The organism is Paenibacillus sp. XY044, from assembly GCF_002257645.1.
In the GTDB taxonomy this organism is placed as follows: Bacteria; Bacillota; Bacilli; order Paenibacillales; family Paenibacillaceae; genus Paenibacillus_AQ.
In genome coordinates this window covers 55,739-76,030 of the sequence record NZ_NQMO01000008.1, presented here as the reverse complement: position 1 = coordinate 76,030, position 20,292 = coordinate 55,739, and the positions used below count along the sequence as shown (strand labels likewise).

The 20,292-nt window shown below is 53.5% G+C and carries 17 protein-coding genes; 3 read left to right on the top strand and 14 right to left on the bottom strand.

What is annotated here, in order from left to right; translation table 11 throughout:
• Positions 1–16: 16 nt before the first annotated feature.
• From grpE to gpr, 9 genes are all read right to left on the bottom strand, one after another.
• Positions 17–634 (bottom strand): nucleotide exchange factor GrpE, encoded by a 618-nt coding sequence (gene grpE / locus CJP46_RS26785; protein ID WP_094598704.1) that lies wholly within the window; start codon positions 632–634, stop codon positions 17–19.
• A 65-nt stretch (positions 635–699) separates the two neighbouring features.
• The gene (locus tag CJP46_RS26780) at positions 700–2,253 is read right to left on the bottom strand and encodes a TCP-1/cpn60 chaperonin family protein (protein ID WP_094598703.1); all 1,554 of its coding nucleotides are present in this window, start codon (positions 2,251–2,253) and stop codon (positions 700–702) included.
• Between the two features lie 14 nt (positions 2,254–2,267).
• Positions 2,268–3,302, bottom strand: a complete 1,035-nt coding sequence (hrcA, locus tag CJP46_RS26775) for a heat-inducible transcriptional repressor HrcA (RefSeq protein WP_094598702.1) — start codon at positions 3,300–3,302, stop codon at positions 2,268–2,270.
• A gap of 105 nt (positions 3,303–3,407) precedes the next feature.
• Positions 3,408–3,875: an N-acetyltransferase gene (locus CJP46_RS26770; RefSeq protein WP_094598701.1), complete on the bottom strand. Its 468-nt coding sequence runs from the start codon at positions 3,873–3,875 to the stop codon at positions 3,408–3,410.
• Between the two features lie 73 nt (positions 3,876–3,948).
• Positions 3,949–5,145, bottom strand: a complete 1,197-nt coding sequence (gene hemW, locus CJP46_RS26765) for a radical SAM family heme chaperone HemW (protein WP_094598941.1) — start codon at positions 5,143–5,145, stop codon at positions 3,949–3,951.
• Positions 5,146–5,246: 101 nt separating this feature from the next.
• On the bottom strand, positions 5,247–7,064 hold the full coding sequence (gene lepA / locus CJP46_RS26760) for a translation elongation factor 4 (protein ID WP_094598700.1): 1,818 nt from the start codon (positions 7,062–7,064) through the stop codon (positions 5,247–5,249).
• A gap of 82 nt (positions 7,065–7,146) precedes the next feature.
• A complete protein-coding gene (locus CJP46_RS26755; RefSeq protein ID WP_094598699.1) occupies positions 7,147–7,554 on the bottom strand; it encodes a hypothetical protein in 408 nt (135 codons plus the stop codon).
• Between the two features lie 29 nt (positions 7,555–7,583).
• Positions 7,584–8,960, bottom strand: coding sequence for a stage II sporulation protein P (locus tag CJP46_RS26750; protein WP_094598698.1), 1,377 nt, complete (start codon positions 8,958–8,960; stop codon positions 7,584–7,586).
• 134 nt (positions 8,961–9,094) lie between these two features.
• On the bottom strand, positions 9,095–10,090 hold the full coding sequence (gene gpr / locus CJP46_RS26745) for a GPR endopeptidase (RefSeq protein ID WP_094598697.1): 996 nt from the start codon (positions 10,088–10,090) through the stop codon (positions 9,095–9,097).
• 215 nt (positions 10,091–10,305) lie between these two features.
• Here gpr and rpsT point away from each other — a divergent pair, with 215 nt between their 5' ends.
• Together rpsT and CJP46_RS26735 are read left to right on the top strand one after the other, a co-directional pair.
• Entirely contained in the window at positions 10,306–10,578 is a 273-nt protein-coding gene (gene rpsT / locus CJP46_RS26740; protein ID WP_094598696.1) for a 30S ribosomal protein S20, read from the top strand.
• A gap of 331 nt (positions 10,579–10,909) precedes the next feature.
• The gene (locus CJP46_RS26735) at positions 10,910–12,124 is read left to right on the top strand and encodes an MFS transporter (RefSeq protein ID WP_094598695.1); all 1,215 of its coding nucleotides are present in this window, start codon (positions 10,910–10,912) and stop codon (positions 12,122–12,124) included.
• 137 nt (positions 12,125–12,261) lie between these two features.
• On the opposite strand, the gene murA is transcribed toward CJP46_RS26735, so the two are convergent.
• A complete protein-coding gene (gene murA, locus CJP46_RS26730; protein ID WP_094598694.1) occupies positions 12,262–13,560 on the bottom strand; it encodes a UDP-N-acetylglucosamine 1-carboxyvinyltransferase in 1,299 nt (432 codons plus the stop codon).
• A 277-nt stretch (positions 13,561–13,837) separates the two neighbouring features.
• Between murA and CJP46_RS26725 the strand changes: the two genes are divergently transcribed.
• The gene (locus CJP46_RS26725) at positions 13,838–14,731 is read left to right on the top strand and encodes a LysR family transcriptional regulator (protein ID WP_094598693.1); all 894 of its coding nucleotides are present in this window, start codon (positions 13,838–13,840) and stop codon (positions 14,729–14,731) included.
• 39 nt (positions 14,732–14,770) lie between these two features.
• Here the strand turns inward: CJP46_RS26725 and CJP46_RS26720 are convergent, their stop codons facing one another.
• From CJP46_RS26720 to CJP46_RS26705, 4 genes are all read right to left on the bottom strand, one after another.
• Positions 14,771–16,855: a multicopper oxidase family protein gene (locus tag CJP46_RS26720; protein WP_094598692.1), complete on the bottom strand. Its 2,085-nt coding sequence runs from the start codon at positions 16,853–16,855 to the stop codon at positions 14,771–14,773.
• 198 nt (positions 16,856–17,053) lie between these two features.
• Positions 17,054–18,073 (bottom strand): DNA polymerase III subunit delta, encoded by a 1,020-nt coding sequence (holA, locus tag CJP46_RS26715; protein ID WP_094598691.1) that lies wholly within the window; start codon positions 18,071–18,073, stop codon positions 17,054–17,056.
• 377 nt (positions 18,074–18,450) lie between these two features.
• Complete coding sequence (locus tag CJP46_RS26710; protein WP_094598690.1) at positions 18,451–19,701, bottom strand: zf-HC2 domain-containing protein; 1,251 nt, start codon at positions 19,699–19,701, stop codon at positions 18,451–18,453.
• Complete coding sequence (locus tag CJP46_RS26705) at positions 19,698–20,246, bottom strand: RNA polymerase sigma factor (RefSeq protein ID WP_094598689.1); 549 nt, start codon at positions 20,244–20,246, stop codon at positions 19,698–19,700. Before CJP46_RS26705 ends, CJP46_RS26710 begins: the two co-directional genes overlap by 4 nt.
• Between the last annotated feature and the right edge of the window lie 46 nt (positions 20,247–20,292).

Genomic DNA, 20,292 nt, shown 5'->3' with positions numbered 1-20,292 from the left:
GTTAAACAGCAGGGAATTACATGCTGACTTTAACCATGGCTGGACGAAGCACTTTATCTTTCAGCATATAGCCTTTTTGCACTTCCTCAACGACGATGCCTTCCTCGTATTCATCGCTCTCCACCTGCATGATGGCTTGATGATACTCCGGATTAAACGGCTCGCCGACGGTGACCATGGCCAGCAGCCCTTCCGATTGCAGCACGCCTTCCAATTGGCGGAAAATCATGCTTACGCCTTTCGTAAAAGACTCCATTTCACTGCCTTCGCCGGCAGCGGCGAGAGCCCGTTCGAAATTGTCCACGACAGGCAGCAGCTCGGCCACCAGCTTCGAGGAAGCATACTTAGCCAGGTCCTCTTTCTCCTTCTGGGTCCGTTTGCGGAAATTATCGAAGTCGGCTTGCGTCCGGATGGCACGCTGCTGATAATCGTCAGCCAGTCCCTTCAGACGTTCCACTTCGCTCTTCAGAGCAGCCGGGTCAAACCCTTCCTTCTCCGCAGCCGCCCCCTCGGAAGCATCTTCCGAAGCCGTCTCGCCAGCTTGGCCAGCCTCGGCTGTATGTTCATTTACTTCTTCATTCGTTTGTTGGTTCAATTCGTTTTCGTTTTCTTGAAATTCTTGATTTTCATTCAAGATGTCTTCACCTCCTTGATAGACTAATCATGCTTTGTTCATCGGCCCATGCGGTCCCGAAAAACTCAATCTTCGTCTTGACCGCCATAGCCTCTCATTTTGATGACATTATGAATGCGCAGCACGGCGGCCGCCACTTCGCCCGCGGCCTGCAGCCCGTAAATTTTAACCAGGGCCGGATCGACGATCCCCCGCTCCTCATAGCGAATGACGAGCCCGGTATCGCAGTCGATGCCCATGGAATCGGAATCTTCCGCAAGCTGGGCCGCACGCGCCTCTTCCATCTTCTCCAGCGGGTTGTAACCGGCGTTCAACAATATTTGCGCCATGGGCTTGCGCAGCGCAGCTGCCACGGCCGCAATGCCGAAGGCCTCCATGCCCTTCACCGCTTCCCGCTGATGTTCCAGCTCGTAGGAGACGGCCAGCTCGGCCGTTCCTCCTCCAGGAAGCACCCCGCCGGAGACGGCGGCTTGTACAGCTGAGGCCGCATCGGCGGCAATTCGGGCGGATTCCCCGACGACTTCCGCGGTGCTCGCCCCGACGATCAGCGTGACAAACGGCTCGCGCTCCTGCCCCCCGCTGCTGACTCTGACGCGCTCCAGCCTTTCGTCATATGCCACGTAAGGGGAATTCCCCAGAAGCTTGGCAAGCGAATCGCGCTCCTTTTGTAAGGCGGTGCGCCGCACGGGCACCGCCCCTGTCATCTCACTGACGCGCACCAGATCACTGCGGCTCACCCGGGGTACGACCATGATGCCGTGGTCCATGCAGAACTGCTCGGCATCGGGATGGATCCCCCGTTCCAGCAGAACAAGTCCCACCCCAAGCTCGGCCAACACATGAAGCTCGCTGCTAAAGCGGTCGCGAAGCTCCATATACCGGGCAAAGCCGGCTTCCGTGGTCAGAACCTCTTCATCCAGCGTCTCCGGTTCCAGCGCATCGTGCAGGATCAGGATCCGTGTGCCCTTCAGGACAGGTTTATCATGCGAATGAAGCGGCTTCTGCTTCAGCAGGATGCCTTCATACACTTCATTATCGCCTTTCTCGTGGGCGGTAACCGCATCGGCTAGCAAATAGCCGGGTTCCCTCAGCTTCCGGGTCCCCACCTTCGAGGCGGCTTCCATGACAAGGCGGACGATATCTTCGCGCTCGCGTCCGGCGACATAGGCCGCCTTGGCAAGCAGCGGATCGTCCAGCCCTTCAATGATCCGGGTCCGGCGCCGCAGGGCATCCACCGCGAGGCGAATGCCCAGCTGCATGCCGGCGACCACTTTGGAAGCGGGAACGCCCCTGACGATTTGCGCGACGCCCTCCTGCACCAGCGCTCCCGCGAGCACCGTTGCCGTCGTCGTTCCGTCGCCGACCTGCTTCTGCTGGGAGCGGGCCACCTGGATCAGCAGCCTGGCGGCAGGATGCGTTACGTCCATTTTATCGAGGATCGTCACGCCGTCATTGGTAATGATCACTTCCCCGCGGGAACCAACCAGCATGACGTCCAGCCCCTTGGGGCCGAGTGTCCCTTCCACCGCAGAGGTGATGGCACGGACCGCATTGCTGTTGTTAAGCAGGGCCGCGTAGCGTTCTTCACCCTCGCGAACCGGCTGCTGGCCTTGACTCATCCGTCCTCTCCCCCTTATTTATACCAATGTGACAGCATGGCAGTCAGATCCTTGGACAATATGTTCAAAATGCTCATCACCCTTGCATATTCCATACGAGTCGGCCCCAAAATGCCGATGGTGCCGAGCGCTTCCCCTTCGAGCGAGTAAGTCGCCGTAATCAAGCTGCAGTTGGCGAACGCTTCATGATCGTTCTCCGTGCCGATCCGCACCTGAATGCCGCCTCCATCCTGGGGCGCCATCATCTTCGTAAGCGTCGGCGTCTCTTCGAGCAGATCCAGGATCGTCTTGACTTTATCGACGTCCTTGAACTCAGGCTGGGTCAGCATGTTGGTCGTTCCGCTCAAATACAGGCGCTGATGGTCGGCCTCGCCGTCCAGGAATATGTTGTCCAGCACCTTCATGATTTCTTCATAGTTGGAAATATGGCGTTCCATCTCCTGGCCAAGTTCCGTGTACAACCTTGTCTTCAGCTTATAGATAGGTACATTCATCAGCTTGCTGTTCAGCAAATTGACGACTTTCTCAAGCTCGGAGACCGGCACGTCCGGCGGAAGTTGAACCGTCTTGTTCTCCACCTGTCCCGTGCTCGTCACGATAATTGCAACGGCGGTGTCTTCATTTAGTGGAAGCAGCTGAAAATGCCGCAGTGAAGTATGAAAAACTTCCGGTCCTAGCAGGATGGAAGTGTAATTCGTCATATGGGATAGAATCATGGCTGAATGCTGGATCACCTGCTCCATCGCGCTGAGCTTCTCGGCAAAAAACTTGCGGAGCAACCGGATTTCCCCCGGAGGCGCCGAATAGGCCGGATCCAGATGATCGACATAATACCGGTAACCTTTATGAGATGGAATGCGGCCGGCCGAAGTATGGGGTTGTTCCAAAAAGCCGAGCTCCTCCAGGTCAGCCATTTCGTTACGGATGGTCGCCGGACTGTAGCCGACATCGCCGCGTTTCGAAATGCTGCGGGAGCCTACGGGTTCAGCGGAGCGAATATAATCGTCCACAATGGCATTCAGTATCATTCTTTGACGTTCAGTAAGCATACCATTCCCCCCTTTGGTGACCTTCCTATCTAGTCGTTAGCACTCTAAAGAGATGAGTGCTAAGCGTTAATACAAAAATACCAAACTGACCTGAGCATTGTCAAGTCAGTTCAGCATCTTAAGAACAGCTATTTCATCGCATGCATGCTGCTTGGCGCAGTTCACGCAATCGGTCCAGACTTTCTCGGGAAAAATCTCTTTTTCCACGACGGAAAACCCGTTTTTCAGAAAAAACGATACTTCGTACGTCAGGGCCATAATTTTGGGAATGCCTTGTTTTTTCGCCTCTTCCGTGAGCTTGCTCACCAGCTTGGAGCCGATTCCCATGCCCTTATGCCCTTCCGCAATTCCCAGGGAGCGGATCTCCACCAGGTCTGCGCCCAACTGGCAGAGCGAGCCGCAGCCGATCACTTTCCCGTCCGCCTCGGCCACGACGAACTGGTCCAGCTGCTTCTCAAGCACTTTGCGCGAGCGCGGCAGCATGATCCCCTTCTGTGCATAACCATCGATCATTTCGAAAAGCGGTTCTACGTCTTCTGGCACCGCTTTACGGCAAATCACTACCGCCGGCATCGCCATTCCTCCTCACACGTGCTGTCAAACGATATGAATAAATATACAACAACACGCATAGAAGTTCAAGCGGTTATTTTGCGGTCAGCGACCCGATAAATTCGCCGAAAACGTCGTTTCCGAACAGGATTCCCTGTTCGCTGAGGCGGTACCCGTCGCCCGTCTCCTCGAGCAGTCCCGCATTCAGCATTTTATGCAGCGGTTTGGCAAACATGTCTTCCATCGATACGCCGAACTGCTCCTCGAAATGGGTCCGGGACACGCCCTTCAGGACGCGCAGGCCGACCATCAGGAAGTCCTCCATCGCCTCTTCCCGAGGCACCTCGAAGCTCTCCATTCTCGGCAATCCTTCTTTGGTCGCTTCCGTATACGGATTAACGCCTTTAATATTGACATGCCGCATGCCGCCCACATAGCCGTGGGCACCCGCGCCGAGGCCGTAATAATCTTCATTCAGCCAATAGGCCATGTTATGGCGGCTGTGGAATCCGGGCTTCGCAAAGTTGCTGATTTCGTACTGCCCGTAGCCCGCTTCTTTCATTTTCTCCATCAGCAGCAAATACATCTTCAGCTCGTCGTCCTCGTTCGGGAGTGGCAACTGGTTTTTCTGGTACATCGTATGGAACAGCGTGTTCTCCTCGACCTTCAAGCTGTAAATCGAATAATGCGGCAGGTTCAGCGCCAGCGCCTTGCTTACGCTCTCCGCCAGCATTTCCACCGTTTGGTTCGGCAGGCCGAACATCAGGTCGATCGACATGTTGTCAAAACCGGCCTTGCGCGCATTCTCCAGGCTCTGGTATACGTCATCCGTATCGTGAATGCGCCCGATGCCGCTCAGCAGCTCGTTCTGGAACGCCTGCACGCCAAAGCTTACGCGGTTAACGCCGCCAGCCCTCATCACAGCCAGCTTCTCGGGGTCGGTTGTTCCGGGGTTGGCCTCCATCGAAAATTCAATATCTTCCGACCAGTCCGGAAAGTACGTCTTGACCGTCTTCAGGAAATACTCCATTTCGTCCGGCTTCAGCACGGTCGGGGTTCCCCCGCCGACGAAAATGCTCGTAATTTTACCAGGCGGAACCTCTTTGACGGTTCGTTCCATTTCCCGCTCCAGCCCCTGCAAATATTCCATCACCGGCTGGTTCTTCAGCACATAGGAATTGAAATCGCAGTAAAAGCATTTGTTCGTGCAAAAGGGAATGTGCAGATAAACCGCTTGGGGTTTACGATTCCCCTGATACTTAACTCTTGGCGTCCCTTGCGGATTCAACATCGCCATCGCAAATTCCCTCCTTATATTTAGAAAGGGAAAGCCGCAGCGGCTCTCCCGTGGAATGATCAAATGTACTCTATGAGCTTCGCTCATTAAGGCGACTAGTTGTCGTCGATTTTCAGGACCGCCATAAAGGCTTCCTGCGGCACTTCGACGCTGCCGACCTGCTTCATGCGCTTCTTGCCTTCCTTCTGCTTCTCGAGAAGCTTCCGCTTCCGCGAAATATCGCCGCCGTAACACTTGGCAAGCACGTTCTTGCGCATCGCCTTGACCGTCTCGCGGGCGACGACTTTCGTTCCGACCGATGCCTGGATCGGCACCTCGAACATCTGCCGCGGGATCAACTCGCGCAGCTTCTCGCAAATGCCGCGTCCACGGTGATATGCGCGGTCGCGGTGCACGATGAAGGAGAGGGCGTCGACCTGTTCCCCGTTCAGCAGGATGTCCATCTTCACCAGGTTGGAACGGCGGTAGCCGGACAGCTCATAATCAAAGGATGCATAGCCCTTCGTGCCGGACTTCAGCTGATCGAAGAAGTCGTACACGATTTCGGACAGCGGAATTTCATACGTAATCGTGACCCGGGTTGTATCCAGATACTCCATATTCACGAATTCGCCGCGCTTGCTCTGGCACAGCTCCATAATGGTGCCTACAAAATCGTTCGGCACGATGATGGCTGCCTTGACGAAAGGCTCTTCGACGTATTCGATTTTCCCGATTTCCGGGTAGTTGGACGGGTTGTCGATTTCAAACGTGTCGCCGTTCGTCAGCGTAATGCGGTAAATAACGCTCGGCGCCGTCGTAATGAGCGGGATGTTGAATTCGCGTTCGATCCGCTCCTGGATGATCTCCATATGCAGCAGCCCGAGGAAGCCGCACCGGAAGCCGAAGCCGAGCGCACTCGACGTTTCCGGCTCGAAGCTCAGCGAAGCATCGTTCAACTGCAGCTTCTCCAGCGCCTCACGAAGGTCGTTGTAGTCGGACGTCTCGATTGGGTACAAACCGCAGTATACCATCGGGTTGATTTTGCGGTAGCCGGGCAGCGCTTCGGGTGTCGGCTTTTTGGCATCGGTGACCGTATCGCCGACCCGCGTGTCGCCAACGTGCTTGATACCCGCCACGATGAAGCCGACATCGCCGACCTTAAGCTCGTCCACGATCGTCATCCGCGGCTTGAACGCACCGACTTCGATTACTTCGAACGTTTTGTCCGTAGCCATCATTTTAATTTTCGAGCCCGCTTTGATGCTTCCGTCAATGACGCGTACATACACGATAACGCCTTTGTACGGATCGTAGTGCGAGTCGAAAATGAGCGCCTTCAGCGGCTGGTCCGGATCTCCGCTTGGCGGAGGTACCTGCTGGACGATCTGCTCCAAGATTTCCTTGATGCCGATGCCCGCCTTCGCCGAGGCCAGAACGGCGTCGCTCGCGTCCAGACCGATAACGTCTTCAATTTCCTGCTTCACGCGGTCCGGATCGGCGCTCGGCAGGTCGATTTTGTTAATGACCGGAAGAATCTCCAGGTTGTTGTCCAATGCCAAATAGACGTTGGCCAGCGTCTGCGCTTCGATGCCCTGGGCGGCGTCGACCACCAGCAGCGCGCCTTCGCAGGCGGCCAGGCTTCGGGATACCTCATACGTAAAGTCGACGTGTCCGGGAGTATCGATCAGGTTCAGCAAATATTCCTCGCCGTCATCGGCGCGATAAGTCAAGTGAACGGCCTGAAGCTTGATGGTAATCCCGCGCTCGCGTTCAAGATCCATCTGGTCCAGCACCTGATCCTGCATTTCGCGCGAGGTGAGAGCGCCCGTATACTCAAGAATTCGGTCCGCAAGTGTCGACTTGCCATGGTCTATATGGGCGATAATGGAGAAATTTCGAATGTTCTTTTGCCTTGCTTGTACGTCTGTCATGCCTTACCCCCAAAAACAGCCTGATGTGTAATCAATTCATTATAACAGTTGGAGGTAAGGCCAGCAATCCCAACTGTTCGTATTATTCCGTCACGTTGCTGAACAGGGAGACGACGAGACGGATTCCCTTTTGGGACAGCTGCTGCAGCAGGCCGGCCGTCTTATCCGCCAGCACGTCGACCGTCGGCGTGCCGCTCTGGTCCACCAGCAGCTGCTCGGGTGTCTTCTCATGCCAGTCCTGGACCTCGACCTGTTCCTGCTGCGGCTGCTCGTCCGCCGCCTTGAACCGGTTCGAGCTTTGGCGCGGCTGGGAAAGCTGCTGCTGCGAAGAGGCGCCCTTCTGCGGTCCGGTCTGCACCGCGGCAGCCGCCGTCTGCGCCGCCTGCGGCCCGGGCGCCGGAGCATCGGGACTTGCCAGCTGCATGCCGACCAGAACGCCGATGCCTGCCCAAATTCCCAGCACGCAAACTTTTTTAGCCCATTTTGACATGATCATACCTCCCTTGGGTCAATGCTTTCTCAGCTTTTATTATCTTTCTTGGCGGGGGCCGTTTGATCAGTGCTGGCCTTTTCCGCCTTTTGATCCGCGTAATAAACGTCGGCGATCGTCTGTGCCAATACTTCCGACGTCCGCTTCAGCTCCGTATCGGTGCTGTCGATCCCGCCGACCTCGATCAAAATGCTGTTCTCCGACAGCGACTGGTTATATTCCCCGTTGCCCATGGAGGAATCTTTCCCCCAAATGCCGCGGGACAATCCGGGATAGGCCTTTTCCAGCCGTTCATGGATGGAATTGGCGAAGGCTTCGTTCTTGCGCCAGTTTTTGTTGCCGTGCCCGATGATGAAGAAGACCTGCGCGTAGCTTTTGCCGTTAATGTCTTTCGTCGTCCGGCTGTGCCCCTGGGAGTCCCGGTGAATGTCGATCAGATATTTCATGCTGCTGTTCCCGCTCATCGCAGCCTTCACCGTCTCGCGGGAGTATTTATAGGAAAAGTTATAATTATAATCGGTTACCGTCGTCATGTAGTCCTGCTCCGAATGGGCGGTGGCGATGCCGAGCTGCTCCAGCTTTTTCGTCACATAGCTTCCGACCAGCATCACATTTTGCGATGGGGACGTGGAGCTTGGATTGTCGCTGGTCTTGCTCAGCAGCGGATTGTAAGCCTCTCTCGGGTGAGAGTGATAGATCAGGATCGCTTTGTCCTTGGAATTTGCCGGCGAAGTTTGCCCAGAGCCTTCATTGCCCTTGGCCGGCGTTCCTTCTCCGGAACCTTTCTTACCGCCTGCGTCCGGCTCCTGAACCGGTGGCGCATCCGGCTGCTGGGCCGTGCCCGATCCGGTGTCCTTTCCGGGATCGGTACCGCCTTGCTCTGCACCATTCTTTTGCGGGTCGGCCGGGGCGGTATCGCTCTGTCCTGCCGTATCCGTTTGTCCCGCCGTTTCTGCAGGCGGATTATAATCTTCGGGAGGAACGACGTTATCATTGCCTGCCGAATGCCTCAGCAGGACCGGATCGTTTGCCCCCATGCCCGGCATTTCACGGGCCAGCAGGCTTTTCGGATCCCGGGGGTTGACGCTGGTCAGCATCTGGAATACGAAAGTCGTCATGTTTTCCCCGGAAAAGGTCGAGTTCCCTTTTTCCTTATTCAAGTGAGGCAGCTCCATGCCTAACATATCAATGAAAAAGTTGCTTGATACGGAGCCTGCAAATCCTTTCATGGAAGAAACCGGAGAATCGTTGATTTTCTTCTCAGCCATCCCTCCCAAACCGAGAAGCAAGAAAAACAGCAGCGATCCGACCACCAGCAGCACAAAGGTACGTCCCATAGACAGAATATGCAGCAGTTTGGCTCTCCATTTGCCGATATTCCAAAGCTGAAAACCATTCCTCTTCATTCTGTTGTCCTCCTGAAATCTCTTATACTTCAACTCTATGAGCCGGAGAGATTCGCTAGAACCAAAAAAAGAAAGCCCGATAGATTCGGACTTTCTTTTTTTAATGATAGGGAAGAGAGAGGAGGCAGCGCCTCCTAATGGGTGTAAGCCCCCGTGTTTCCGGGGTCAACCGCGTCGTGCAGGGCGGCGTTCAATCCGCTCGCGACAATATTGGCGATATCTTCGATAAATTCGTCAATCTCTTTCGGCGTAACGATCAGGTCGTGGCCGAGCGGCTCAAGCACTTCCTTGACCAGGGAGAGGCGCTCCTGCTCGTTGATGTCGTCCAGCATCCCCATGATTTGCCGGGTCTGGTTCGTCTCCTGCCCGAAATGATTCTTCATCATTTCCATGACATTGTTGACGATGGTCGACGCGTAGCATACGGTCGGCACACCGATGGCAATGACGGGAACGCCGAGTACTTCCTTGGTGAGGCCACGGCGTTTGTTGCCTATGCCTGAGCCCGGATGGATGCCGATGTCGGCGATTTGGATCGTCGTGTTGACGCGCTCCAGCGATTTGGATGCCAGCGCGTCGATCGCGATGATCAGATCCGGCTTCGTCCGTTCAACGATGCCCTGCACGACCTCGCTGGACTCGATTCCCGTCAGGCCGAGCACTCCCGGGGCAATGGCGCTGATTTCCCGGTATCCCGGGGCCACCTGGTCCGGCATCAGCTGAAAATACTGGCGGGTAACGAGGACGTTCTCCACCACAAGCGGTCCCAGCGAATCGGGCGTCACATTCCAGTTGCCCAAGCCGACGATCAGAACCGTCTGTTTCTTCTGAATCCCGATCAGCGCCAGGAAATCTTCGAATTCCCGAGCTAAGGCCTCGGCCACCTGCTCCTGCAGCTTGGTGTCCCCGTTACGCAGTCCCGGAACCTCCAGCGTAACGTAATGCCCCTTGACGCGTCCGATGGCCTGGGAACCGGCTTCATTCAGCACGTTAAGGCGGGTAATCTTGATACCGTCCTTCTCCGTGATTTCTTCATCAACTCCCGGGATCGGTCCGGCATGGCCCGCCATTTCCCTGGCATCGACCGCCAGGTCGGTCCGCACGGAATAGCGCTGCAAATCCAACTCCATATATATCTGCCTCCTTTGGCTTGTTATGGATAGTGTGCGGGAGCGGCGGCCAGTTTATGCAAAACCTTTTTTCAAGGTTTTTGATTCCTGCTCCTCTTAAAATCCAAACCTTTGGAACGCGATGATAGTATTGCTTTTTAGAGTACCCCATGCTAAACTATTTTAAGTTGTGAATCATTTCGAGCTATTCGAATGCCTTACAGGAGGTGAATGCAATGCCAAACATTAAATCCGCCGTTAAACGCGTGAAAACAAACGACAAACGCCGTGCGCTTAATGCTTCCCAAAAATCCGCGCTTCGTACAGCTGTCAAGGCTGCCGATTCCGCGCTGACGAATAATGAAGTCGAAGCTGCTAAAGCTGCTGTTCAAGCTGCTTCCCAAAAACTGGACAAAGCCGTAACTAAAGGCCTGGTCCACAAGAACGCAGCCAGCCGCAAGAAGTCCCGCCTGGCGAAAAAACTTAACGCTCTCAGTGCACAAGCCTAAGGGAGCGCTATCCATACGATGAAATGGAAAAGTCCTGAGCAGCTCCCAAGCTGATCAGGACTTTTAAATTTTTTAGATTATAGATTTTATAAATTTTCAGCGGAGCTGAACCATTCTATAATCGCAAGAAAAATTTCCGCCAAATGCGGTCTGGCTTCTTAGAAGGTACGTCGATTTTTTTTATTATTTCGAATGCGTACAGAGCTGACAACGCCATAGCGGCGCGCCTTTTGCTCTTTTATATAGCACGGACAGCCATGTTCGAAGCAGCCTCACGAAGCAAGTGTACAACCCATGTGCTGTATACTAGGTTTAACAGGAGATGACGTCTATGGAAAGCTGGAAGAAAAATTTATGGGTTTTATGGTTCGGCTCGCTGATCGTGTCCTCAAGCTTCTCGATGGTGGTACCCTTTCTCCCCTTGTTTCTGATTGAAATCGGTGTCACCAAAAACATTGAGATGTGGTCCGGCCTGCTGTTCAGCGCAGCGTTTTTTGCGGGAGCGCTTTCATCTCCGTTCTGGGGATCCGTTGGGGACAAATACGGCCGCAAGCCGATGATCATCCGCGCAGGTTTTGTGCTGTGCATCATTTATTTGCTGACGGCGTTTGTCACGCATCCGGTGCAGCTGCTCATCCTGCGTATTTTGCAGGGACTTCTCTCCGGATTTATTCCCGGAGCTATTGCGATCGTCGGTACCAACACCCCGGAGAAAAGGGTCGGATACGCGCTGTCCACCATGTCCACGGCCACAGCTACGGGAAGCATCATGGGGCCCCTCCTCGGCGGCGTGCTCTCCAAGGTATTCGACAACCGGCTGGCCTTCGGCAGCGCGGGCGTGTTGTGCTTTCTGGCCACGCTGCTCGTCATCTTTTACGTCAAAGAGGAAAAATTCGTTCCGAGCAAAGGCAAACTATCGGTATTTAACACGCTGAAGCAGGCCGCCGTTAACAAAATGCTGATGATCGTCCTGGTGCTCACCATGGTGACGCAGTTCTCGGTCATGACCATCGAGCCGGTGCTCTCCCTCTATATTGTGGAGATCGGCCACTCGGCATCGGATGCCTCTATCCTGGCGGGATTCATCTTCTCGCTCGTCGGGATCGCCAGCATCATCTTCGCCCCGCGATGGGGCAAGCTGGCCGACAAGATCGGGTTCCAGAAAATACTGATGATCGGCCTGTTCGCCGGAGGCGTCGGTTCGCTGCTTCAGATCCCGTTTCATAACATTTGGGCCTTCTCGGTGGTCCGCTTCCTGTACGGCTGCTTCTTCTGCGCCGTATTCCCGGCACTTAACGGGCTTGTCGTCCGGTCTACGCAGAGCGACTTCCGCGGACGGGCCTTCAGCCTCAACCAAACCGCGAACCAGCTCGGCGGCATGCTGGGACCGCTTGCGGGCGGCGCAATCAGCGGTGTGTTCAGCATTCATACCGTGTTCCTGATCACGGGGCTATTCCTGCTGCTGACGATGGGCCTCGCCTACTGGTCCCAGCGTCATGGCAGCTTGTCCACTCAGCAGGCCTCGGCCAAAGCTGTTGACGGCTAGAACCACTTGTGTTTCGCCTAAGGCAGATCCGAACCTGAAACAATACGAAACAGCCCCCGCAGCCGTTCTTCCGGTTTGGGGGCTGTTTTCCGTCATGTGTCGGAAAAGCTAAAACAGTCCTTTTCAACCGCCGACGGTCACGCCGTTGTCGTATATTCCTTGCCGTCCGCCGAAGCGGGTTCGCTTTCATGGATGACCAGGCCAATCCCCGCTTGGCCGAATAAATACACCACGTCCTCATAGCCCCGCTCAATATGCTCGATGCCCGTGATTCGCGTCGCCTGCTCCGACTGCAAACCAGCCATGATCAGGCAGGTTCCCGCCCGGACATCGGTCGCATGGGCATACCCGCCGTGCAGCGGTCGGCCGCCTTTAATGACGGCATAGCCGTTCTTCGCCTGAATGTCAGCCCCAAGCCGGTTTAATTGTGCGACATGGCTGAAACGGTACGGATATACTTTTTCCCTGACGGCACTGTAGCCCGGCGCCTTCAGAAGCAGGCTCGTAATCGGCTGCTGCATATCGGAATTGAACACGGGATACATGCCCGTCCGTACCCGCGTCGGTTTGATATTCCCATTGCTGCTGGCGATGATGTAATCGTCTCCGCTTTCAAATTCAATGCCGATTTCGCTCAGCTTGGCCATGATGGACTTCACATGCTCGGGAATGACCTGCTTCAGGGTCAGCGTGCCGCCGGTAATGCCGACCGTCATCATAAACGCCCCAGCAATGAGACGGTCCGGGATCACCCGATACCGGCATCCTGTCAGAGAGTTCACCCCACGTATTCGTATCGTATCCGTACCGGCTCCGGTGATGTCGGCGCCCATCCGGTTCAGCAATCGGCAGACATCCACCACTTCCGGATCCGTCGCGCAGTTGTACAGGTTGGTTACCCCGACAGCTAACGAAGCGAGCAGCACGGCATTGATCGTTGCGCCGGAAGTCAGCAAATCGAAACGGAAGTCGGCGCCGGTGAGCTTTTCCGCGGATACCGTATACTGTTTTTCCTCCAGAGTAACATTCGCCCCGAACGCCTTGAATATTTTCATATGCTGGTCAATGGGCCGCTCCACGAAATTGTCACCCCCCGGATAACCGAGCGTCACCCGCTTGTACTTACTGAGAAGTCCACCGATCAAATAATAAGATGCGCGGAACGAAGACGTCAACGCCTGATCGAGGACGGATGAATGAATCCGGGACGAATCCACGACAAAATGGCCGTCATCATTTTTGCTCACCTGCAGTCCGATGCGATTTCCGATTTCTCCAATGGCACGGATATCGTAAATATCCGGGATGCCCTCCAGTATTGTCGGAGTGTCGCCAAGAACGGCGGCGGCGATGAGGGCGAGGGAACTATTCTTGGACCCTGGGATGACCACGCTTCCGTCGAGCGGGCCTCCCTGCTTCACTTCTAACCAGCGCATGTGAACTCCACCATTTCTTTTTATAGTTTTTGGTCTGGAACAATCATAAGGTAGAATATGCTGCACACTTGCCGGAGGACAATCTGATTTGGAGAAATAGCCTTGAACCCGGGATAAGGCAGGATAAGCCGCCACCTTCTCTATAGGCCAAAAAAGCTATTGACCCCTTTTTTGTACAAGGCTAATAGTGACTCTCCTTAGAGGAAGGCCACTATTCACATGAATCGATTTTTATCTATAATAAGATAGATCCAAAGGAATGTGAGGTGCACACACATTGGAACTGCTTCAGCTTAAGTACTTTTGTACCGTAGCTCGTTTGGAGCATATGACCGAAGCTGCGGGAGAATTACATGTCACACAGTCCTCGCTCAGCAAGACGATTCAACGATTGGAAGAAGACCTTGGCGCCCCTTTATTCGACAGAAGCGGCCGTAATTTAAGATTAAATGCTTTTGGTCGTTCTTTTTTTCAACGTGTCGAGCGGGCTTTGTTTGAATTGGAGGAAGGTAAACGCGAAATCGCGGATATGACCAGTGCTGATTATGGTACATTGGCACTGGCGGTGAACACAGCCTACATGCTGCCGGATATCCTCAACCGATTTCGTGACATTCGGCCGCAAGTCCAGTTCCATGTAGAACAGCTCAGAACCCATGAAATGGAAACTCGGGTGAAGAAGGGTGAGGTCGATTTTTGTTTGTCATCCCCACCTATTCTGGGAAGCGAACTCGTATGTGATATCGTTTTCCAAGAGCAGATTTATGTGACCGTTCCAAGAACCCATCGATTGGCGGGCAGGGACCGAGTTCGTTTATCAGAGCTTAAGGGAGAACGGTTCGTCAGTTTAAAAAAGGGGTACGGCATCCGCGACTTGATGGATCTTTATTGTGAGAAGGCTGGATTTGTACCCCAAACCGCTTATGAAGGCGATGAACCCGCATCCTTAGGTCCTTTGGTTGTAACCGGACTTGGCATTGCCTTTATACCCAAATCCGCATTATCAGCCGGGTCCCAGGAACACGTTGTGTGCTTGCCAATCGAGGACCCTGTGTGTATACGGGAGATTGGACTAACAAGACATCAGAGTCGCTATTTTACAAGCGCAGCAAAGGACTTTCGTCAAGTCATCATCGAGCACTTTCAAAGAATGGCTCAAAACGATGTTTAACCTCTTTACTGCCGATTTTGATGAGGGTGATTCGACTGCTTATTCCGGCTGGTTGGCTGTTTTCTTTCCCACTTGAAACGGTGTCGTTATCCCTTCATAGGACAAGTGCATCGTCATTCCCATTTCGGCATGCCATAAATTATGGCAATGATCCATCCAGATCCCGGGATTATCTGCTTGAAAAGCAACCTCATAAGTTTCACCTGGAGCTACATCCAGTGTATCGGTCCACCAAGGGCTGCCTGTCGTTGGTTTCCCGTTCCGGCTGAGAACGAGCATGGTATGCCCATGAAGATGCATCGGATGATGGTCCCATCCGCGATTCACAAACATGGTTTTTACCAGATCACCTTCTTTGACCGTTAGCATCGGCGTATCCGGAAAAACGCGTCCGTTAATGGTATATAAAGCATATAGTTTACCATCATAGAACCCTAGCCGGGAATCCAGGACGATTTTGAAAGTGCGGTCAAACTTGCTGTTTATCGTGAAAGGAGTCGGCAGTTTTTCTCCATAATTCCCCGGATCAAATACAGGATTTTTTTCATTTATAGCCGGGATTGCCTTGGTTTCCGCCTCACTAAAAACGATCCCTGGGGTAACGCCTGCATCACTTCGGCTGCTCAGTCTTACCGGTGTTTTGGGCATCGTAAATAAAATATCGTATCGTCCACCACCGGCGATCAGTAGCTTCTGATCTTTTATGGTGGTGGGGGCGTGAACCTCATTGCCGTCAATGGCGGTCACTTTAAATGGGGCTCCCGATAATTGGAATGTTTGCGGATAGTTTTGGGCATTAGTCAATCGCAATTTGACAAGGGTACCCGATGGAATCGTTTGACGATCCAGCGTGTCCTTCAAGCCATACGCAGGGGTTAATGTGCTGCCATTCGACAATGGCCAGGCATGACTTAGTACGGTGATGTCTTTTGTATTGGGCTCGGGAGTATCGTTTGGTTCTACAATGAGCGATCCGAACAGCCCTCTTATGACTTGTTTGGCTGATTGTTGATGCGAGTGGTACCAATACGTTCCCGCTTGTTTTGCTTGAAAACGGTATACATGCGTTCCCCCAGGCGGTACAGAATCTTGGGTAACCCCCGCAACGCCATCTTCTGCATTCGGCACATTGTAGCCGTGCCAGTGAATCGTGACCCCATCTTCAATATCTTTATTTTTCAAAACGACTTCAACGATCTCCCCCTGCTTTACACGTAATTCCGGACCCGGAGTCATCCCGTTAAAAGTCCAAGCCTCCATGGTCTTACCGGAGCTCAGCTGCACTTGTTTTTTCTGGGCAACCAGTTCGAAATGACGGTCTGCTTTCTCGGTTTGGGGACCTGTTAGTGCGGTTACACTTATTTCTTGATTGTTCATGGGATGGTTCATGGAATGATTCATCGCTTGCATATCCATGTCGTGATGCATGCTTCCCATATTCATACGGTCAGGTAGAACGGATGCTTTCATGGATAAGACGTACCAGCCGCCAATGAGGATCGCAAGGCAGACAAAGGAAATCAAAGCATGTAAAAGTCGTGCAGATAACGTCATGGCATAATCGGCTTTGATCCGTTTTAGACTGAGGCGTTTTTGTCGAAACCATAACACAACGATAATCGCGACGAATGCCATCCATAGTAGAACGCCATGTAAAACATTTAACTCGAACGGATAAATAAAATAGGAAAAGTAACAGGCAGCGATCGAACTGAGGAGAGCAGCTTGAGCAGGAAGCATCAATTGGGGCGAAGCCAGTACCTTTCGATCCGTTTCATCTACAGCGGATTGTAGATCTTTCGGTACTGGACCGGTGATCTTTCGCAAGATCGAAAGGGATACAAGGGTTGAACATGCCGAAGGAATGAACACCGGCATTGTAAGCAATACCTTCTCCTTTATAAATTCCCATCCATAAGTACCTAATAAGTACAGGATGACGATCTCCGCGATGACCAGCCCTTGAGCGATGAAGAAAAGGGGCATTAAACGGGTAATACCTCGTTTCAACTCTTTTTTTGTATCGCGATAGGGTAAGCGACTCAAGCGATTAGCTATAATCGCCCATAAAACAATCAATAGGAACAAGACGATAGAATCAATCAGGTAAAGCGGTTTGAACATGATGAATAGCTCCTTTCTCTATAAAAGATGCAAACATTTACGAATGTCAAACTCATCATAAAGAACAAATTACATTTATTCCAACGCATTTAAATCTATGAAATGATAGACCATAAGGAATGATTTGCTCAAAAAAACACCGTCCTCACGCTCAAAGGCGCAAAAACGGTGTCTTCTCAGTATATATTCGGTTGTGCGCTATCCCGCCAGTCTGAGCAGGAACAGCTCCAGACCGAGCACTTTATCGATGGCCCCGGTCTTCATTTGATAATCGAGATCCCCGAGCCTGCTGAGTATAGCCTTCAGCTGGTTCGGCTGGAACTTGCGTGCCTGCTCTCCGGCAATCTTGACCGCGTAAGGATGCAGTCCCAGCTGCGAAGCGATTTGCTGCTGCGAATAGCTTTGGCCGCCGAGGTCCTTCACCTGCAAAATAATGCGGAATTGGCGGGCGATCAGCGCCGCAATTTTGATAGGCTCCTCCTTTTGCTTCAGCAGCTCGTAGAAAATGCCCAGCGCCTGGTCCAGCCGCAAATTGGCGATCTCCTCGACGAGGGCGAATACGTTCTGCTCCGTGCTCCGCGCCACCAGCTGGTCCACGATGTCCGTCGTCACGGTGCCGCCGCTTCCAGCGTACAGACACAGCTTGTCCACTTCAGCTGCAAGCGTCTGCAGTTGTGTGCCCGCGTTGCGGACCAGCATCTCCGCCGCCCCCGGAGCGAAGCTGCACTCGCGCTGCTTGGCCTTCTTCTCGATCCAGCGCAGCAGCTCGTCGCTGCCCATCGGCATGAAGGAAAGCACCGTGCCGGCGCTTTTGACGGACTTAACGACCTTCTTGCGCTCGTCCAGCTTCTCATTGTTCACCAGGAAAATCAGCACACTGTATTCCGCCGGATTGCCGATATACTCCAGCAGCGATTCCATGCGGTGTTCGACTTTGCCTGATTCTTTCCCTGCCGTAAATACGGATGCGTCCCGGACGAATATGAGCTTTCGCTGCACCATAAAAGGAATCATTTCGGCCTCTTCCACGACCTCCTGGATCGGGGTTTCGGCCAGATCATAATGTACGAGTGCAAAATCCCGCTCCTCTTTCTGCAGCAGCTGGTCCTCCATCAGTGCGGTAAATTCATTCATCTGGTATTTCTCGGTTCCGTACAGGAGATAGACCGGCGATACGTCCCCCTGCCTGATCGCTTTCACCGCCGCCTTTACATCCATTGTTGCTCCCCCTTCTCTCTATCCGTGCCCATAGACATTCCGTTAATCCCATTCACAAGGTCCATTCCGTTCAATTGCCCATCCAACCGGCCAAAAAGCGCTATATCCATTCTACCAAAAACGGCGAGGAAGAAAAACAGGCTTTGTCCCTTCGGGCCGAATCACGACTCTTGCACAACAACAAAAGGACCCCTGCTGTTCGCATAAGGTCCCCCTGTTCCAGCACATCTATTATAAACACCGGCGTGAAAAGCTCTAGAAACTTATCTGCCGGTGGTCATACGACGTTTTGGATCCTGCGTAATATAACCTATTCCATATCTCTATCATGTGTGCATCATAAACAGCACATTTTTTTCTGCTATATCTTCGGCTGCTTACGGCGTGGAGCTGTCCTGTTTGCCCACTTGATACGTCTGGCTTACCGTCGCACCGCTGGCATCCGTGGTCTGGTACGTAAACACGGTGCTGTCCGCAGACCATACGCCCGATACCCACGTTCCCGGCAGATCAAGGGTACTCACTTGCTTGGAGCTACCATCCGAAGTTACGTTATAGATGACCAGCTTTTTGTTTTCGACGGAAGCCGCATACTGGCCGTCGGGAGAATACAACTTGTTCGAATCTGCTTTAGGCTTAATGGCTGTAATGCCCATTTGCCCCGACGCGTCGCTTTCTTGAGATCCGTTAACCTCAGGATCGGTGTTGGTGCTATCCGCCGCCTGACCGCCGTCACCATCCGGAGAAGCGATGTCCTTCTGGACCTCATCCCCCTGTGGAGGAGTGCTCTCCGTGTTGTTGGCAGGCGTGCTTAGGGCAGCCTGGCCGCCATCCCCTTCCTGATTGGTGCCGCTCTTGTCAGCGGAATCGCTGCCTCCGGCATTGTCCTGGCCGCCGGTGTCCGCTTTCCGGCTGACCTCCGCATCCTGGGCTGGAACTTTGGACGAGTCCTGCTGCTGCGCGTAGGTTTGGGCCTCCTGGCCGGCCGCCTTGCCGCTCGCCGCAGCGTCACTGCTGCCGTCTTGGCTCTCGCTAAGCTGCGGCGGATCCGAAGATGCCGGCGTATGCTCCGAAGAGTCCTGCGCGGGCTCGGAAGAACCTGCTTCTTGTTCAACCATATTGCTCTTGGATTGTTCTGAGCTTGAGGTCGCCGCCGCGTCCATGCTGCTGGCCTCGTTCGACGCCGCGTTCTTGACGGGCGGTTCTTCCGCCGTAGACAATTGCTTCGGATTATAGTTCAGCACCGCCACCCCAAGAATAACTACAGCCGCCGCGCCCCCAAGCGCCGTACGTCCGGCTACCGTATTCCAGAAGTTGCCCTTGCGGGCCGGACGGGACGGAACGGGTACCATCTCCGCCGGCGCAGAAATTTCTTCGAGCGAAGCGCTCTTCTCGTGGCGCGCCTGATCGATGGCATCCAGCTGAGGCATGATGGCATCGACGAGACTGAATTTAGGCGTTACTTTCGGCAAATCTTCGAGGTCTCTGGACAACGATTTCAGCAGGCGAAAGGTATCCGCACACTCAGGACATGTCTTCAAATGTTCATAGAGCTTGACGGTTTCATCTTCGTCCAAGTCGTAATCCAAGTACCGGTGCATCCACTCCACCACCTCTGGACACTTCATCCTGATACACCACCTTTCTGATGCTCTTGGAGCATGTTCTGCAGCTGCTGTCTGGCCCTGAATAAGTAGGATTTCACCGTATTCAGCGGCAGGTTGAGACAGTCAGCGATTTCATTGTAGGAGAAATCCTGCAAATATCTAAGGACGATAACAGTTCGGTGATGCTCCGGCAGTTGATCAATGGCCTCCTGGATGTCCTGGGCCAAATAAGAAGATAATACCTCTTTCTCAACGTTCTGTTTGTCCTGAAAAACGAGCTCATGTTCGTCGATCGATACCGTAGGTTTCGTCCGCCGAAACTTGTCGATACAGATGTTCGTGACGATCCGCTGTATCCACGTTTTAAACTGTGCCTTCTCTTCATAGGAATCGATTTTGGTATAAATCCGAATCAGTGCTTCCTGGGAAGCGTCGAGCGCATCCTGCTCATTATTCAGAATATAAAAAGCTGTCCTGTAAACATGTTGTTCAATTTCTCTTAATAGGGTGATTAGAGCGTCGCGATCGCCCGATTGAGCGGCTCTGATGAGTCCCTGCTCTACCACAAAGGATCCCCCTCTCCCTGCAATCTTACAGACGTGTAAGACCAGC

What these genes read in the sequence shown, in the direction of transcription:
- gpr (WP_094598697.1), bottom strand. Translation starts at nt 10,090, where the DNA reads ATGGAGTTGGATTTGCAGCGCTATTCCGTGCGGACCGACCTGGCGGTC.
- CJP46_RS26780 (WP_094598703.1), bottom strand. Translation starts at nt 2,253, where the DNA reads ATGAGTCAAGGCCAGCAGCCGGTTCGCGAGGGTGAAGAACGCTACGCG.
- CJP46_RS26735 (WP_094598695.1), top strand. Translation starts at nt 10,910, where the DNA reads ATGGAAAGCTGGAAGAAAAATTTATGGGTTTTATGGTTCGGCTCGCTG.
- CJP46_RS26770 (WP_094598701.1), bottom strand. Translation starts at nt 3,875, where the DNA reads ATGCCGGCGGTAGTGATTTGCCGTAAAGCGGTGCCAGAAGACGTAGAA.
- CJP46_RS26750 (WP_094598698.1), bottom strand. Translation starts at nt 8,960, where the DNA reads ATGAAGAGGAATGGTTTTCAGCTTTGGAATATCGGCAAATGGAGAGCC.
- CJP46_RS26720 (WP_094598692.1), bottom strand. Translation starts at nt 16,855, where the DNA reads ATGTTCAAACCGCTTTACCTGATTGATTCTATCGTCTTGTTCCTATTG.
- CJP46_RS26710 (WP_094598690.1), bottom strand. Translation starts at nt 19,701, where the DNA reads ATGAAGTGTCCAGAGGTGGTGGAGTGGATGCACCGGTACTTGGATTAC.
- hrcA (WP_094598702.1), bottom strand. Translation starts at nt 3,302, where the DNA reads ATGCTTACTGAACGTCAAAGAATGATACTGAATGCCATTGTGGACGAT.
- lepA (WP_094598700.1), bottom strand. Translation starts at nt 7,064, where the DNA reads ATGACAGACGTACAAGCAAGGCAAAAGAACATTCGAAATTTCTCCATT.
- murA (WP_094598694.1), bottom strand. Translation starts at nt 13,560, where the DNA reads ATGCGCTGGTTAGAAGTGAAGCAGGGAGGCCCGCTCGACGGAAGCGTG.
- hemW (WP_094598941.1), bottom strand. Translation starts at nt 5,145, where the DNA reads ATGTTGAATCCGCAAGGGACGCCAAGAGTTAAGTATCAGGGGAATCGT.
- holA (WP_094598691.1), bottom strand. Translation starts at nt 18,073, where the DNA reads ATGGATGTAAAGGCGGCGGTGAAAGCGATCAGGCAGGGGGACGTATCG.
- CJP46_RS26755 (WP_094598699.1), bottom strand. Translation starts at nt 7,554, where the DNA reads ATGTCAAAATGGGCTAAAAAAGTTTGCGTGCTGGGAATTTGGGCAGGC.
- rpsT (WP_094598696.1), top strand. Translation starts at nt 10,306, where the DNA reads ATGCCAAACATTAAATCCGCCGTTAAACGCGTGAAAACAAACGACAAA.